A 15584-nucleotide genomic window follows, 5' to 3' on the forward strand; every position below is an offset into this window, starting at 1 on the left:
ACTCCTTGCCAAGCAAAGAGTTTGAAACCCTACCAAATATTTATTTGGTAGGGCCTATGGGGGCTGGAAAAACAACGGTAGGACGACATTTAGCTGAACTGTTAGGACGAGAGTTTCTTGATAGCGATCATGAGATTGAGCGAAAAACAGGGGCAACGATTCCATGGATCTTTGAAAAAGAGGGAGAGCTTGGGTTTCGTAGTCGTGAAACGGTTGTAATCGATGAGTTAACCTCTCGACCCAACTTGGTCTTGGCCACAGGTGGTGGGGCGGTGACTCAGGCTCCAAATCGTGCATTTCTCAAACAACGAGGTATCGTTGTTTATCTTTATACTCCTGTAGAGATTCAACTACAGCGAACTTATCGTGATAAAAATCGCCCACTGCTTCAAGTGGAGAATCCAGAGCAAAAGTTACGTGACTTGTTGAACGTTCGAGATCCTTTATATCGTGAAGTTGCCCATTATATTATCGAGACCAATCAAGGGGCTGCACGTGATCTTGCGCAGCGTATCTTAAACTTGATTCTTGTAAAGTAGTTTTGATTCAGTTTTGAAGTGATTTGATCCATGCAAACCTTATATGTTGAACTTGGCGAACGCCGTTACCCGATCTTTATTGGTAGTGATTTAGATCCGAAAGCTTTACTTGAGCCGTATATTCATGGGCACCAAGTGATGATTGTGAGTAATGAAACGATCGCACCTTTGTATTTAGCGCGTTACGTGGCAGCAATTGAAGCATTGGGAAAAACAGTTGCAACCTGTATTTTGCCTGATGGTGAAAAATATAAGAATATTGAGCATCTCAACCTGATTTTTGATGCATTACTAGAATCAGGTTTCAACCGTGATTGCACAGTTTTAGCTTTAGGCGGTGGCGTGATTGGGGATATGGCGGGCTTTGCTTCAGCATGCTTCCAGCGTGGAGTCTATTTTATTCAGGTGCCAACGACACTGCTTTCACAGGTTGATTCGAGTGTCGGTGGTAAAACAGGGATTAATCATCCGCTGGGTAAAAACATGATTGGGGCGTTTCAACAACCGCAAGTGGTCTTGGCGGATATGTCTCAACTTAAAACGCTGCCACCACGTGAGTTATCCGCAGGTTTAGCAGAGGTGATTAAGTATGCACTGTTGGGTGATGCTGATTTTCTCGTTTGGTTAGAACAACATATGGATGCTTTGGTGCAGGGGGATGAAGCTACACTGGCTGAAGCTGTGTATCGTTCTTGTGCCCATAAAGCGCGTATTGTTGCCAATGATGAAAAAGAACAAGGTGAACGTGCCTTATTGAATCTTGGGCATACCTTTGGACATGCGATTGAATCTTATCTAGGCTATGGTGAATGGCTCCATGGTGAAGCTGTGGCAACAGGCATGGTGATGGCAGCAGATCTATCGCAGCGTATGGGCTGGATCAGTGCAGAAGATTTGGCGCGTACAAAAAATATCATTCAACGTGCGAATTTACCGATAGTATGTCCACAGATTCCCCTCGATGAATTTTTGGCGTATATGTCGCATGATAAAAAAGTCTTGAACGGGCAGCTGCGTTTGGTTTTGATGCAAGCAGTAGGGCAGGCCATCATTACCAAAACATTTGATGTAGAATTGATGAAACAGGCGATTTTAGCCAACCAAGAGCAGGCATAACTTTATTATGGCAACAACCCTTCGAACTCAGTGGCAGACAAAGCAAAATTATATTTGGCTTGCATTCGGAGGGGTATGCTTGTTTGGCGCCTTAGTCTTTTGGGCTATTACAGATCAAGAGACTGTCGTTGAAGTTGATAAAAAGGCTGAATCAGAAGTTGAGTTACAAATTCAGCCAGAAAAAGTCGCAACAACCGCACATTTAGGCTCATTTATTGATGAAGTAAAACCTTTGGATATGACGACACGTGTGGTGGCCATTGCACAACACGAAGCTGAATTCCGCGGGACTAAATTTATTCAGGAAAATAAAAAGAACAGCACAATTGAACTGTTTAGAGTCTCAGAAGAAGCGATTATTAAGCGCTTTTTGCAAAGGCAATCTGATCGTCAAGCTTTTAGATACTTAAGACTGACGGGTGAAAACCAAATTGAGCAATATATGTTGATCTATGGTGTGTATAAAAATGCCAATGAGGCGCAAAAGGCATTGGCGGATTTAAAACTGATGTTACCGAAGTCGGTGCAACCCAAAGTTGAAAAAATTGAAAGCTATGCTGAATATGTCAATGACCTCGGTTCTGATGAACTTGGACTTAGTAACAAGCTCTATGCCGTGCAGTTGAAACCAGCCGCTGTGCCTGTGATTGATGAAGTTACGCTTGCTGCGCGTCAACAAGCGGCACGTGCAGCAGTTGAACAAAATAAACAATCGACAACATCGACAACGGTTACTCGTCGTGATGCGGATGGAAATGTGGTTGATGTGCAAAAGTCACAAACGACCGTAGAGAATGCGCCACAAAATAAAACAAATGAACCTGAAGTGACCGACCCATTTAATTAAAATTGGTTCATTATGGCGCATCAAAAAATGTAAATTTCATATACGCACAAATATAGTGCAATAAATTGATTGTCTTCGAACTTCACTCTTACTTAAAAAACACAAACCTAATAAAACTAAAGTGTTTAACACACAAAACAAATAATTGGCACAAAATTTGCTTTAATGGTGCATGAATTGAGTTGATGTCACTGTTTTGGCGCAAAAAAGATTCGATTTATGAGCGAAATAGTAGCGGCCAAGTGCCTTATAAAAGTGCGTGACTGCTGCATACATTTTTTCAATTAAGACATGCATAAAGACGAAAATCAGTCTATCTTGGGTGTGAAGAAAAAATGCTGTACTTCAATCAGAATCTGAATATGAGTCAATTGAACGAATCGGCAAGAAGTAATTAGATTGTTAGACGCCCGACAGGGCCTGTAGAAAGAAGGGTACGCTATGCACATGCCATCGCCTAATACTGTAGCTCCCGCTCAAGGTTTATACCAACCGGATGAGTTTAAAGATAACTGTGGTTTTGGTTTAATCGCCCATATGCAGGGTGATGCAAGCCATGATCTTGTCAAGACCGCTATGCACAGTCTGAGCTGTATGACCCACCGCGGTGGTATTGCTGCAGATGGTAAGACAGGGGATGGTTGCGGTTTACTCTTAGCAATGCCAAAACAGTTTTTCCGTGAAGAAGCGAAAAAACTCAGTGATATTACACTCAGTGAAGTTTTTGCTGTCGGCACGGTGTTCTTAAGCCTTGATCCAGCAATTGCAGCACATGCAAAACAAATTCTAACTAAAGAAATTGAATCTGAAGGTTGCCGAGTATTGGCGTGGCGTGTGGTCCCGACCAATAACGATGCTTTGGGTTCGATTGCGATGCAGTCACTTCCTGCATTTGAGCAAATTATTGTGAACTGCCCAATGGGGGTATCTGAAGTTGAGTTTAACCGTAAACTTTTCTTGGCACGCCGCCGTGCAGAACAGCAGCTCAGCAATGACTCATCATTTTATGTAACTACATTATGTTCAACAGTGATTAGCTATAAAGGCTTGATGATGCCTGAAGCGATTGCTGACTTCTATACAGACTTGGCAGACCCACGTCTTGAGTCACATATTGTGGTGTTCCACCAACGTTTCTCGACAAATACTTTGCCGCGTTGGCCTTTGGCGCAGCCATTCCGTTATCTTGCGCACAATGGTGAAATTAATACCATTACAGCGAACCGTAACTGGGCGATGGCGCGTACGCCAAAGTTTGAAAACCCATTATTGCCTGGTTTAACTGAGCTTAACCCAATCGTGAACCGTACTGGCTCGGATTCTTCAAGCTTGGACAACATGCTTGAAATTCTTGTGGGCGGCGGTATGGACTTGTTCCGTGCATTGCGTATGTTGGTTCCGCCAGCATGGCAAAACGTGGAGACTTTAGATGCCGATTTGCGTGCATTCTATGAGTTTAACTCGAAGCATATGGAAGCGTGGGATGGTCCTGCTGGTCTCGTGATTCAAGATGGTCGTCATGCAATTTGTATGTTGGATCGTAATGGTTTACGCCCAGCACGTTGGGTGATTACCAAAAATGGTTACATCACACTGGCATCTGAAATTGGTGTGTGGGGCTACGAGCCTGAAGACGTGATTTCTAAAGGTCGTGTCGGTCCAGGTCAAATCCTAGTGATCGATACCTTCACAGGTAAAATGCTCGACACTAAGGATGTCAGCACGCATTTGAAAAAAATGCGCCCTTATCGTGAATGGTTACGTGAAAACTCGGTTCGTGTACAAGGTAGTCCAGAGCTTGAAGAATATTTATGTGATCAAGGCTTAAAAGGCGACGACCTTAAAGCATCACAAAAAATGTTTATGGTGACCTTTGAAGAGCGTGACCAATTGCTTCGTCCAATCGCTGAAAGTGGTCAGGAAGCAGTGGGTTCAATGGGTGATGATACGCCAATGGCGGTTTTGTCTCGCCAAGTACGTCATGTATCGGATTACTTCCGTCAACAGTTTGCTCAGGTCACCAACCCACCAATCGACCCATTACGTGAGTCGATTGTGATGTCATTGGAAACGTGTTTAGGCCGTGAGCAAAACGTTTTTGAACAAAGCCCTGAGCACGCAGATCGTTTGATCATTTCAAGCCCAGTGTTGTCAAATTCGAAAATGCATCAAATCCGTACGTTAGGTCGTAAGGGTTATGAAATTGCAGATATCGATTTAAATTATGCGGAAGATGAAGGTCTAGAAGCTGCAATTGCGCGTATCTGTGAAGAAGCAGCTCAAGCGATTCGTGATGGCAAAACCTTATTAGTGTTGTCTGATAAGAAAATTCGTCAAGGTTTCTTGCCTGCAAATGCATTGATGGCAACAGGTGCTGTACATCACTATTTAATTAATGTTGGTTTACGTACGGATGCCAACATTATTGTTGAAACAGCATTGGCGCGTGATCCGCATCAATTTGCAGTTATTCTAGGCTTTGGTGCGACAGCAATTTATCCATACTTGGCTTATGACGTGATCAATGACTTGGTTGCCAAAGGTGACCTATTGGGTGACCCAATCCAAGCGCAAGGGAATTTCCGTAAAGGCATTGAAAAAGGCTTGTTAAAAGTTCTTTCAAAAATGGGTATTTCAACAGTGGCATCTTACCGTGGTGGTCAGTTGTTTGAAGCGGTGGGTCTTTCTGAAGAAGTGGTTTCAAAATGCTTCACGGGTGTACCAAGCCGTATCAAAGGTGCAACCTTTGTTGACCTTGAAAATGACCAAAAGAAATTGGCTGAAACTGCATGGAAAACACGTAAACCAATCGATCAAGGTGGTTTGCTGAAATTTGTTTTCGACAAGGAATACCATGCATTCAACCCAGACGTGATCAATGCTTTGCATAAATCAGTGCGTTCTGGTCAATATGCAGACTTTAAAGAATATGCTGAGCTGGTGAATAACCGTCCAGTGGCAACAATTCGCGACCTATTAAAGTTAAAAACAGATAACTCGATTGCTCTAGATCAGGTGGAGTCTGTAGAAGCGATTTTACCGCGTTTTGACTCTGCAGGCATGTCTTTGGGGGCGTTGTCTCCTGAGGCACATGAAGCGATTGCGATTGCGATGAACACCATTGGTGGCCGTTCAAACTCGGGCGAGGGCGGTGAAGATCCAGCGCGTTACGGTACCATCCGTAACTCGAAAATCAAACAAATTGCATCGGGCCGTTTTGGTGTGACCCCTGCTTACTTAACGTCTGCAGAAGTCCTTCAAATTAAAGTCGCGCAAGGGGCAAAACCAGGTGAAGGTGGTCAATTACCAGGCGGTAAAGTGAATGGTCTCATTGCCCGTTTACGTTATTCAGTACCGGGTGTGACTTTAATTTCTCCACCACCGCACCATGATATTTACTCGATTGAAGATTTATCACAATTGATCTTTGATTTAAAACAAGTCAATCCTCAAGCGATGGTTTCAGTGAAACTGGTGTCTGAACCGGGTGTGGGTACTATTGCAGCAGGTGTGGCAAAAGCTTATGCCGACTTCATTACTATTTCAGGTTATGACGGTGGTACAGCAGCATCACCATTGTCTTCAATTCACCATGCGGGTTCTCCTTGGGAGTTGGGGCTTTCTGAAGCGCATCAAGCACTTCGTGTCAATGACCTACGTGGTAAAGTCCGTGTTCAAACCGACGGTGGTTTGAAAACTGGTCTAGATGTGGTGAAAGCAGCCATTTTAGGTGCAGAAAGCTTTGGCTTTGGTTCTACACCAATGATTGCTTTGGGTTGTAAATATCTGCGTATTTGTCACCTAAATAACTGTGCAACGGGTGTTGCGACTCAGCAAGATCATTTACGCCAAGAACATTATATTGGTGAGCCACAAATGCTCATCAACTTCTTCACCTTCATTGCTGAAGAAACACGTGAGTGGTTGGCAGCGTTAGGTGTTTCGAGCTTAAAAGACTTGATTGGTCGTACAGATTTGCTTGAAATGCTTCCTGGTGAAACGGAGAAACATGCGCACCTTGATTTGAGCGCATTACTGGAGTCACATCCTTCTGCGCAAGGTAAGGCACAGTACTGTGAAGTTGAAGGTAACGCACCGTTCGATAAAGGCTTGCTTGCTGAGAAAATGGTTGCTGAAATGCTACCAGCCATTGAAGCTGGGATCACAGGTGAATATCACTTCACTATTGGTAACTGTGACCGTTCAATTGGTGCACGTATTTCAGGTGAGATTGCGCGTCGTTATGGCAACCTCAGCATGGAAGCACACCCAGTGAAGATGAACTTGGTGGGTACTGCGGGTCAATCCCTCGGTGTTTGGAACGCAGGTGGTTTGCACATTCGTTTAGAGGGTGATGCGAACGACTACGTAGGTAAAGGTATGGCAGGTGGTCGTGTGTCGATCTTCCCGCCAAAAGGTTCGCCTTTCCAAACCCAAGAAACCGCAATCATTGGTAATACCTGTTTGTATGGTGCAACGGGTGGTAAGTTGTTCGCGGCGGGTACGGCAGGTGAGCGTTTTGCGGTACGTAACTCGGGTGCTTTTGCCGTAATTGAAGGTGCGGGCGATCACTGTTGTGAATATATGACGGGCGGTATCGTGACTGTACTCGGTAAAGTGGGTCACAACTTCGGTGCAGGTATGACAGGCGGTTTTGCTTACGTTCTTGACCTTGATAATGACTTCGTTGATCATTACAACCACGAGCTGATTGAGCTGAATCGTATCTCGACTGAGTCGATGGAAGAACATAAAGAGTTCTTAAGCCGTATCTTAGATGAACACATTGCTGAGACTGGTAGTGCTTGGGCGTACAAGATCCGTAACGAGTTTGATTTCTACAGTCGTAAATTCTGGTTGGTGAAACCAAAAGCTGCCAACTTACAGACGTTGTTGAAAACGACTCAAGCTGATCCACAATAATTCCACTACTGCTGATACATAGGCAGGTGCAGACGATAATAAACGGGCTGCACCTACCCACGGAGAGAGACATGGCAGAGCGCCTAAACAATGACTTTCAATTTCTGGATGTAGCACGCCAAGATCCAGAGAAAAAAGAGATTCAGGTCCGCAAAGCAGAGTTTGTGGAAATTTATAAACCTTTTACAGCGGAAGTGGCAGCAAATCAGACCCACCGTTGTTTAGGATGTGGTAACCCATATTGTGAATGGAAATGTCCAGTACATAACTATATTCCAAACTGGTTAAAGTTGATTGCTGAAGGTCGTATTTTCCAAGCAGCAGAATTGTGTCACCAAACCAACACGCTACCAGAAGTATGTGGTCGTGTTTGTCCGCAAGACCGTTTATGTGAAGGGGCTTGTACCTTAAACGATGGTTTTGGCGCAGTAACGATTGGTAATGCTGAAAAATACATCAATGACACTGCGTTTGCACTGGGCTGGCGTCCAGATATGTCTTCAGTAAAGTGGACAGATAAAAAAGTCGCGATCATTGGTGCGGGCCCTGCGGGTCTAGGCTGTGCTGATATTTTGGTGCGTAACGGGGTTAAACCTGTTGTATTCGACAAACGCCCTGAAATTGGTGGTCTACTGACCTTTGGTATTCCAGAATTTAAAATGGAAAAAGATGTAATGAAGCGTCGCCGTGAAATTTTCACAGGCATGGGCGTGGAATTCCGTTTAAATACTGAAATTGGGACAGATGTCACCATCGATCAACTGCTTGCAGAATACGATGCGGTGTTCATGGGTATGGGTACTTATACCTACATGAAAGGTGGCTTCGCAGGTGAAGACCTTAATGGCGTCTATGATGCATTGGATTTCTTGATTGCCAATGTCAACCGTACTCAAGGTTGGGAAAAAGACCCAAGTGAGTACATCAGTGTTGAAGGCAAAAAGGTGATTGTTCTTGGCGGTGGTGACACAGCAATGGACTGTAACCGTACCTCTATTCGTCAGGGTGCAGAAGTGGTGAGCTGTGCATACCGTCGTGACGAAGAAAACATGCCAGGTTCACGTCGTGAAGTGCAAAATGCCAAAGAAGAAGGTGTGAACTTCTTGTTTAACCGTCAACCGATTGAAATCGTCGGTGAAAATGGCAAAGTCACGGGCGTGAAAGTGGTGACGACTCAACTTGGCGAGCCTGATAGCCGTGGTCGTCGCAGTCCAGAACCAATTCCGGGTTCAGAAGAAATTTTACCGGCAGATGCAGTGTTATTGGCATTTGGTTTCCGTACCAGCCCTGCGGATTGGTTTACAAATGTGAATATTAACCTTGATGGTTCAGGTCGTGTAGTTGCGGCTGAACAGCAAACCTATAAATTCCAAACCTCAAACCCGAAAATCTTTGCAGGTGGTGATATGGTTCGTGGTTCAGACCTTGTTGTCACAGCAATTTGGGAAGGCCGTCAAGCAGCTGAAGGTATTTTGGATTATTTAGACATTTAATCTAAATCGTTCAACACAAAAACCCGCTTCGGCGGGTTTTTTTTATGATCACTATTTTCCTGGGATGATATGAACGAGGTGGATCGGGATAAGTCGAAAAAGATCTGGTGGAGAGTCTGGTAAAAATGGATGAGTTTGCAAATGCACTAAGCATTTTTGCCATATGTGAATGGCCTCTAAATTCAGATACTGAAGATCGCTCGGTTAAATGTTAGGAAATAGACATGACTCAAGTGATGACAGAAAAACTATATTAACATTGTCCAAAAGCTCAGGGTATTACGATTCGACGTTTGCAATTTAACCGCAAAGCCATTCGCAGGCATTATTTTGCCAATTCACCAGTCATGTCGCATTTGCTGAAGGCATTGTCTTCGACTTTTCCCATAGGTGAGCAGTTCTTTGTACATAGCGTGCGCAATGTACGTGACCAAGTGAAGGATGAAAATCTGCAAGTGCAGATTGCGGCATTTATGGGTCAAGAGGCGATGCATTACTTTTTACTCGGCCAGCCGTTTATTTTTACAAGACCGTAAAAAGAGTATACCGAAGTTGGGTGGGAATCTGTTTGGATTGTATTTACTGGCGAAGATGTTTGTGCAATTGCTGCCTGAATATCTGTCCTATTATAAAACCAACTTTCATCCCTCAGATATTGATTACAGCCAACTGTTGAAATACTGGAAAACTCGTTTGGTAGAAGACTATCAACTCGAAGATTTTCAGCAGGAATTGCATGCGTTGTTTAATGTTAAGTATAAGAAACGAGCAAGAAAGACCGAGTGAAGATCACTCGGTCTTTCTACTTTTAGATGTTTTAACTAAAAGCAACAAAAGGATAATCAAATGTGTTTACAATCAGGTTATTGCAATAAATACAAAAGAAAGAGGATAGCTGAATGAATTTTATGAAAAAAACTGCTGTTGTTGTTACCCTCGCGAGCACGTTAACCCTATCGGGCTGTGGTTATAATACCTTACAAGTTAAAGATGAGGCTGTTACAGCTGCGTGGTCGGAAGTACAAAACCAATATCAACGCCGTGCAGACTTGGTGCCGAACTTGGTGAATGTGGTGAAGGGCTATGCCAAACATGAAGAGCAAGTTCTGACCGAAGTTACACAAGCTCGTGCTAATGTTGCAGGTTTAAAAGTTGATAAACAAGTATTAGAAGACCCTGCATTATTCCAAAAATATCAAGAAGCGCAGGCGCAAATGACGGGTGCATTGTCGCGTTTAATTGCGGTCTCAGAAAACTATCCCGATTTAAAAGCCAATGAACAATTTCGTGATCTACAGGTTCAACTCGAAGGTACCGAAAACCGTATTGCTGTGGCGCGTAATCGCTATATTACTACGGTGCAGGACTTTAACTCCTATTCACGCCAGTTCCCACAACTCATGACTGCGAAGGTGATTGGGATGGACACCAAACCAAACTTTAGTGCGGAGCAAAGTGCGCAAAAAGCACCAACGGTGTCATTTAACTAAGTCGGGTTTCCTGTAGTTATGAATAGAGGGTGAATGAATGAAGGGAGCACAACAGGGGAAACGGTTTCCGTATAAATGGGTGGTTGCATTCATTTTATCGGGACTGTTGTGTCTAAATTCATTAACGTGGGCAGAGGTTGCGACTGCATCAGATAGTGATGCGGAAACAGTTGTTGCTGGAAAGATGATTCAAGCTCAACAAGCGGCGAGTTCCAATAATGTAAACTCTATCAATACTGATGCAGTGTCACAACCGCCCGTTGCCAATGATATGGCAGAAGGTGAATCGATACGGGTATTACCGACTTTAAATGAACCTGTGATCGATCAAGCACATATTTTAAGTGCTGAAGATAAACAAGCCATTGACCAAAAAATTCGTGCTTTACATGACACAGGAAAAGCCCAAATAGGCGTAGTGATTGTCCCGACCACAGGTCAAGAGGATATTTTTGGTTTTGCTATGCGTATGGCAGACCAATGGCAGCTCGGTTCAGCAAAACAGGACAACGGTTTGCTGATTGCAATTGCCGTTAATGACCGACGTATGCAGATTCTTACGGGTTATGGTTTGGAAGGCGTTATTCCTGACATTATTGCGAATCGCATTATTAACCAACAAATCACACCGTATTTTAAACAAGCTCAGTACGCCCAAGGGATCAATGCGGGGCTTACTGAAATTGAACGGATTTTAAATCTTGATCCTGAAGTTGCAGTCCAAGCGGCGCAGGAGTTACAAGAACGTCAAGACCAAGCCATTCGCGAGCAGGAAGCCAAAAGTAAAACCTTTAGTACAGCTTTATTTATCTTAATTGCTGGCGCAATTGGCTCATTTGTCGTTGGTAAACGTTTAAGTGCCTCGACAGCTGCAGTTGCAGGAACCGTGGCAGGCTTGGTGAATGGAGCAGGTTTAGTCACCAGCTTACTGATTGGTGGAGGGATTTTCTTTTTACTCATCACGACCTTAGCCCAAACGATATTTCAGCTCTTTCTCTCTTCTGGCGGTGGAGGTGGGCGCGGAGGTCGAGGCGGCGGTGGTTTTGGTGGAGGTGGATATAGTGGCGGGGGCGGTGGCTTCGGCGGTGGAGGAGCATCAGGGTCATGGTAACAACAACTGAAACGACGGAAATCGTCACTAAACCAAAGCTAGATGACGTTGTACAACCGAGTTTTAAGCGTTGGTTAAGACATTTATTGCATATGCCTGCGAGTAAACGTTTCTTCAATCAGCAAGATCAACATGCGATTGCACAAGCGGTAGCTGTTGCTGAACATGGGCATATTGGGGAAATTCAGGTAGTGATTGAAGGGTATATCCCTGCACGAGAAGCCTATTACTTAGATACTCGTGGACGAGCAAAACAGCTTTTTGCTGAGCTCGGTGTGTGGGATACCGAGCTGAATAGTGGTATTTTGCTTTACTTAAACTTGTGTGAACGAAAAGTAGAGATTGTGATTGATCGTGGAATACAGCAAGCCACCACACAACAGGTATGGGATAAGGTTTGCCGGGGTGTGATTGAAAAAATGTCACAGCGAGAGTATCGACAGGCTTTAGTCGAAGGTGTTACACAAATCGGGAATATTTTAGATCAATTCTATGCCAGTAAAATAGAAGATAACGATGATGAATTGAGCAATTCGCCAATTATGTTGAACTAGAAAGAGGTAAATTGACAATATTTGTCAGTTTTTTACATAAAAATACAATATCCAAAAATAAATTTTTAAATAGTGAAATAAAGTGCTGTTTTTTATTTGAAAATAAATATAATAAAAGTTGGCATAATACATGCTAATTACAATGTAGCTTAGAAAGCTTATAAAAAATTAACAAAACATTTGTGGAGAATGTTATGAACGCTCAAAAGGGTTTCACTCTTATTGAACTAATGATCGTTGTTGCAATTATCGGTATTTTGGCGGCAATTGCGATTCCTGCTTACCAAGATTATATTGCGAAATCACAAGCTACTTCTGGTTTAGCTGAAATTTCTCCCGCTAAAACACAATTTGAAGTTGCTGTAAATGAAGGTAAAACTCCTTCGGATTCTTCAACTGCTGATGGTTATATCGGTGTATCTACAGCAACCTCTCGTTACTGCACAGTTACGGTTACTGCTCCAACAGCTACAGCTGATGGTAGTATTGCTTGTGTATTTAAAAATGGTAATGCAACCAAAATTAATGGTAAAGGTGTTACTTTAACTCGTAGTAATGCTAATGGTACTTGGTCTTGCAGCACAACAGGTTCTCTAGATGCAAAATATAAACCTGGTTCATGTTCATAATTTGAATCTATAAGAAGAGAGCTAAGGCTCTCTTTTTTTTTGAGTGTGATTTAATTGGTTTGAAAGTAAATGTATAGATTAAATACAAGATGCTGGTAAGAATTTATTTGGAATATCAATGCTTTCACAGGAAAAATGACCGTTGGTATTGCGTGAGAAATAGAGTTCAGCTAAATTGCCTAGTCCATTTTTATTTTTGAGCTTACAACTAATAGCTTTATTTGCAACACCTAAGGTATCTGGAGCTGTAACACTAATCGTGCAAAAGTGTGTAGAGCTTTGCAAGCTGATATCTTCAGCAGTTGTAATGGTTAAATAGTTATGATTTGCATTAATTTCGTAGGAGGCTATACCTTCTGAAATCTCATAAAAAGCTGAGTTAATGCGACTCTTAATCATATAGCTTTGATATAAATTAATTGATATTGTTGCAAGTATACTAATAATAGCAACAACAATTATTAGTTCAATCAATGTAAACCCCATGTTTATTTTCATTGAAATCCTCCTTCATTATATGAAACAGAGCAAAAACAATACCAAACATATTTTAATATAAATCAATGTCTTGTGTTTTAGAGATTATATCTGACATAAAAAAATTGTCAGCAGTTGTCAATAATTGCAAATTAATATGAGCAAAATTGTTAGTTTCATTATTTATGTAAATCGGATATGGGCAATAGATGTAAAACTCGCCCTTGATCCCAAAAATTAGGAGCACCAAAATCATCAATACTTATACATGTATTGCATAATATATCTTGCCCATGAATATACAATAGGGCAATTAATGATAAGTATGAAATGATGGCCCATAGTTTTTTGTTATATTTAAAATAACTCGTTGGTTCTGAAATAGTATAAACTTTTAAAAAGCTTAGTAAAAAAGCTATAAATGTAAGGCTGATAATTTGGCTTACTGGGTATACGAAACTTCCAGAAAGTAAACTATTAGAGAAAATAGCAATTGCTCCTGCGATGAGGAAGATGGGGATATTTTTACGTTGCTTATAGACTGCTTGTATGATGGGAATTAAGCTTAATATGAGAATAAAGATTGCAATACCCCATTCTGATAGTGATTTTAGAAAAAAGTTGTGCGGGTGAGTTGGTAATAGAAATGGTGTATGTAACATAAAGTTATTTCCACCAACGCCAAGGATAGGGTGTTCAAACCAAAGATGTACAGCTTTTTCCCATAAATCGAGCCTTCCACTACTGGTAATGCGGTTAATAGATGGGCCTATCGCTTCAGAAAGTGAGAGGTGATAGAGGCTAAATATGACTAAAGCCAAAATAAAAGAAATGATCGGGAGTTTTAAAAATTTACGTTGATGATTGGGTGTAAATATTAAACTGACACAGAGACCAATAAAAATAGATAGTAAGCAGGCACGTGCACCATGGAATAGAAAGCTTAAGACGTAAATAGTGGACACAATATATAAGCTACTTTTTAATAGCTTATTTTTTTGAAAGTCAAAATTAGAATAAATTGGCTGTAACCAAATGAGAAATAAACATGGAAGTAGAGCATCATCCAACATTCTAATATTCGTAAAAGATTGAGTCCAAACACCGTCTCCTCCTTGTAGTCGATTAACTAGTGCAATGGGTAAGAAAATAAGGCTCAACATTGGTAAAAATGCAATAGATGTAGCAATGTTTCTGGAAAGTTTAGAGTGGTTTTTTATTAAAAATGAATAAATTAAAGTAAAGTTGATGAGTAAAAAAATTAAACTGGCTTCTGCGATCGCACGATCAAAGGCTGTGGAGAAGCTTATGGTTAATATTGCTAAGAATGATATCAAAATAATTGAAATAAAGGTTAATAAATGCGCTCTCCTTGATTCTGTAAGGGATTGATTTTTAATTAAAAAAGTGGAGAAAGCAAAAGTAAATAAAATAAGTATTTCATAAATACGCCATGCATCATAGGGATAGCTGGTCCAATAAATACTTAAGCTGGAATAGGCAATGAAGCAAAAAAAGGGAATAAGAATAAGTAATATCTTGGAGATATAATTTTGCATTGAAGTATAATTCTAAAAATTTTACATATTGTAAACAAAGCGAAGGGAAAGTAAATGACGGATACGCTTCAACTATTTCGTGAAAAGTTTAATGCATTTTTAATACATCTATTCGTATCAGTTTTAATTCTATTTATCGTTTTTTTGATTGTATATTTTGTGTTATACCCTTACCCGCTACTGACAGCTACAGGTGGTAAAGAGATTTTATTAATTATGGTCATGATTGATATTGTTTTAGGTCCTTTGCTTACTTTTATTGTATACAGAAAATATAAAAAGACACTCAAGTTTGACTTGGCTATCATTGGTCTGATTCAACTTATTGCATTGATATATGGCTTATCCAGCATGGTTTTGGCAAAACCATGCTGGATTGTTTTTAATCAAAATAAATTTGAGCTTATTCAATGTAGTCAGATTGTGGGAGATACTGGGAAATCAGACTACCAGTTAGCTCTGTTTGAGCGTCCTATTTTTAGAGCTGTAATGTTGTCTCAGGATCCTAAGCTAAAGTCGGAACAAGTCTTTGATGAAGTTTTGAGTGGTATATCTCTAGCGCAGCGACCAGAAAATTATGTAGACTTATCTAAAGTCACAGAAAAAATACAAGAGCAGGCTCAAAGTGTAATGCTGTTAAAACAATATAATAATGCAAAACAAGTAGATCGTATTTTATCAAAATATCCACAAGCAACTGGTTTTGTTCCTCTAAAAGCCAATGCTGTTGATATGACAGTTTTAATCAATAAAGACAAAGGTGAAGTAGTAAAAATCGTCGATCTTCGACCTTGGAAGTAAACCTAAAACTATAATAAAAAACCTGCATATGCAGGTTTTTTAAAT

Annotated in this window: 12 protein-coding genes and 1 pseudogene; 11 read left to right on the forward strand and 2 right to left on the reverse strand. The window is 41.3% G+C overall.

All coding sequences use genetic code 11. The annotated features are described in order from the left end of the window. Nucleotides 1-5 precede the first annotated feature (5 nt). The 10 genes and pseudogenes from aroK to ACG9ZB_RS04485 all read left to right on the forward strand — a co-directional run bounded on the left by aroK (nucleotide 6) and on the right by ACG9ZB_RS04485 (nucleotide 12702). Nucleotides 6-539 carry a shikimate kinase AroK gene (gene aroK / locus ACG9ZB_RS04440; protein WP_279731413.1) on the forward strand — a complete coding sequence of 178 codons (534 nt, stop codon included), beginning with the start codon at nucleotides 6-8 and terminating at the stop codon, nucleotides 537-539. 30 nt (nucleotides 540-569) lie between these two features. Continuing rightward, nucleotides 570-1655, forward strand: a complete 1086-nt coding sequence (aroB, locus tag ACG9ZB_RS04445) for a 3-dehydroquinate synthase (RefSeq protein ID WP_419324389.1) — start codon at nucleotides 570-572, stop codon at nucleotides 1653-1655. Between the two features lie 7 nt (nucleotides 1656-1662). Continuing rightward, nucleotides 1663-2502, forward strand: a complete 840-nt coding sequence (locus ACG9ZB_RS04450) for a hypothetical protein (RefSeq protein ID WP_419324391.1) — start codon at nucleotides 1663-1665, stop codon at nucleotides 2500-2502. 447 nt (nucleotides 2503-2949) lie between these two features. Next, complete coding sequence (gene gltB, locus ACG9ZB_RS04455; protein ID WP_419324393.1) at nucleotides 2950-7425, forward strand: glutamate synthase large subunit; 4476 nt, start codon at nucleotides 2950-2952, stop codon at nucleotides 7423-7425. A 71-nt stretch (nucleotides 7426-7496) separates the two neighbouring features. Then, nucleotides 7497-8918, forward strand: coding sequence for an FAD-dependent oxidoreductase (locus ACG9ZB_RS04460; RefSeq protein ID WP_130235310.1), 1422 nt, complete (start codon nucleotides 7497-7499; stop codon nucleotides 8916-8918). A gap of 278 nt (nucleotides 8919-9196) precedes the next feature. Beyond that, nucleotides 9197-9704 (forward strand): annotated as a pseudogene (locus ACG9ZB_RS04465) (metal-dependent hydrolase). Nucleotides 9705-9817: 113 nt separating this feature from the next. Continuing rightward, nucleotides 9818-10408 (forward strand): LemA family protein, encoded by a 591-nt coding sequence (locus tag ACG9ZB_RS04470; protein ID WP_419324395.1) that lies wholly within the window; start codon nucleotides 9818-9820, stop codon nucleotides 10406-10408. Between the two features lie 37 nt (nucleotides 10409-10445). Next, nucleotides 10446-11519, forward strand: a complete 1074-nt coding sequence (locus ACG9ZB_RS04475) for a TPM domain-containing protein (protein WP_419324396.1) — start codon at nucleotides 10446-10448, stop codon at nucleotides 11517-11519. Next, nucleotides 11513-12073, forward strand: coding sequence for a TPM domain-containing protein (locus ACG9ZB_RS04480; RefSeq protein ID WP_419324398.1), 561 nt, complete (start codon nucleotides 11513-11515; stop codon nucleotides 12071-12073). The genes ACG9ZB_RS04475 and ACG9ZB_RS04480 overlap by 7 nt, the downstream gene beginning before the upstream one ends. Nucleotides 12074-12267: 194 nt before the next feature. After that, complete coding sequence (locus tag ACG9ZB_RS04485; RefSeq protein WP_419324400.1) at nucleotides 12268-12702, forward strand: pilin; 435 nt, start codon at nucleotides 12268-12270, stop codon at nucleotides 12700-12702. A 78-nt stretch (nucleotides 12703-12780) separates the two neighbouring features. Here ACG9ZB_RS04485 and ACG9ZB_RS04490 read toward each other — a convergent pair whose 3' ends face one another. Together ACG9ZB_RS04490 and ACG9ZB_RS04495 are read right to left on the reverse strand one after the other, a co-directional pair. Further along, complete coding sequence (locus ACG9ZB_RS04490; RefSeq protein WP_419324402.1) at nucleotides 12781-13200, reverse strand: type IV pilin protein; 420 nt, start codon at nucleotides 13198-13200, stop codon at nucleotides 12781-12783. Nucleotides 13201-13358: 158 nt separating this feature from the next. Continuing rightward, a complete protein-coding gene (locus ACG9ZB_RS04495; protein ID WP_419324404.1) occupies nucleotides 13359-14738 on the reverse strand; it encodes an O-antigen ligase family protein in 1380 nt (459 codons plus the stop codon). A gap of 54 nt (nucleotides 14739-14792) precedes the next feature. Between ACG9ZB_RS04495 and tfpZ the strand changes: the two genes are divergently transcribed. Continuing rightward, entirely contained in the window at nucleotides 14793-15539 is a 747-nt protein-coding gene (tfpZ, locus tag ACG9ZB_RS04500) for a TfpX/TfpZ family type IV pilin accessory protein (protein WP_419324406.1), read from the forward strand. The last annotated feature ends 45 nt before the right edge of the window (nucleotides 15540-15584 follow it).

Source organism: Acinetobacter johnsonii, from assembly GCF_048551975.1.
Classification (GTDB): domain Bacteria; phylum Pseudomonadota; class Gammaproteobacteria; order Pseudomonadales; family Moraxellaceae; genus Acinetobacter; species Acinetobacter johnsonii_A.

Coding starts and splice junctions, on each gene's coding strand:
- aroB (WP_419324389.1), top strand. CDS start 570: ATGCAAACCTTATATGTTGAACTTGGCGAACGCCGTTACCCGATCTTT.
- ACG9ZB_RS04450 (WP_419324391.1), top strand. CDS start 1,663: ATGGCAACAACCCTTCGAACTCAGTGGCAGACAAAGCAAAATTATATT.
- gltB (WP_419324393.1), top strand. CDS start 2,950: ATGCCATCGCCTAATACTGTAGCTCCCGCTCAAGGTTTATACCAACCG.
- ACG9ZB_RS04460 (WP_130235310.1), top strand. CDS start 7,497: ATGGCAGAGCGCCTAAACAATGACTTTCAATTTCTGGATGTAGCACGC.
- ACG9ZB_RS04470 (WP_419324395.1), top strand. CDS start 9,818: ATGAATTTTATGAAAAAAACTGCTGTTGTTGTTACCCTCGCGAGCACG.
- ACG9ZB_RS04475 (WP_419324396.1), top strand. CDS start 10,446: ATGAAGGGAGCACAACAGGGGAAACGGTTTCCGTATAAATGGGTGGTT.
- ACG9ZB_RS04480 (WP_419324398.1), top strand. CDS start 11,513: ATGGTAACAACAACTGAAACGACGGAAATCGTCACTAAACCAAAGCTA.
- ACG9ZB_RS04485 (WP_419324400.1), top strand. CDS start 12,268: ATGAACGCTCAAAAGGGTTTCACTCTTATTGAACTAATGATCGTTGTT.
- ACG9ZB_RS04490 (WP_419324402.1), bottom strand. CDS start 13,200: ATGAAAATAAACATGGGGTTTACATTGATTGAACTAATAATTGTTGTT.
- ACG9ZB_RS04495 (WP_419324404.1), bottom strand. CDS start 14,738: ATGCAAAATTATATCTCCAAGATATTACTTATTCTTATTCCCTTTTTT.
- tfpZ (WP_419324406.1), top strand. CDS start 14,793: ATGACGGATACGCTTCAACTATTTCGTGAAAAGTTTAATGCATTTTTA.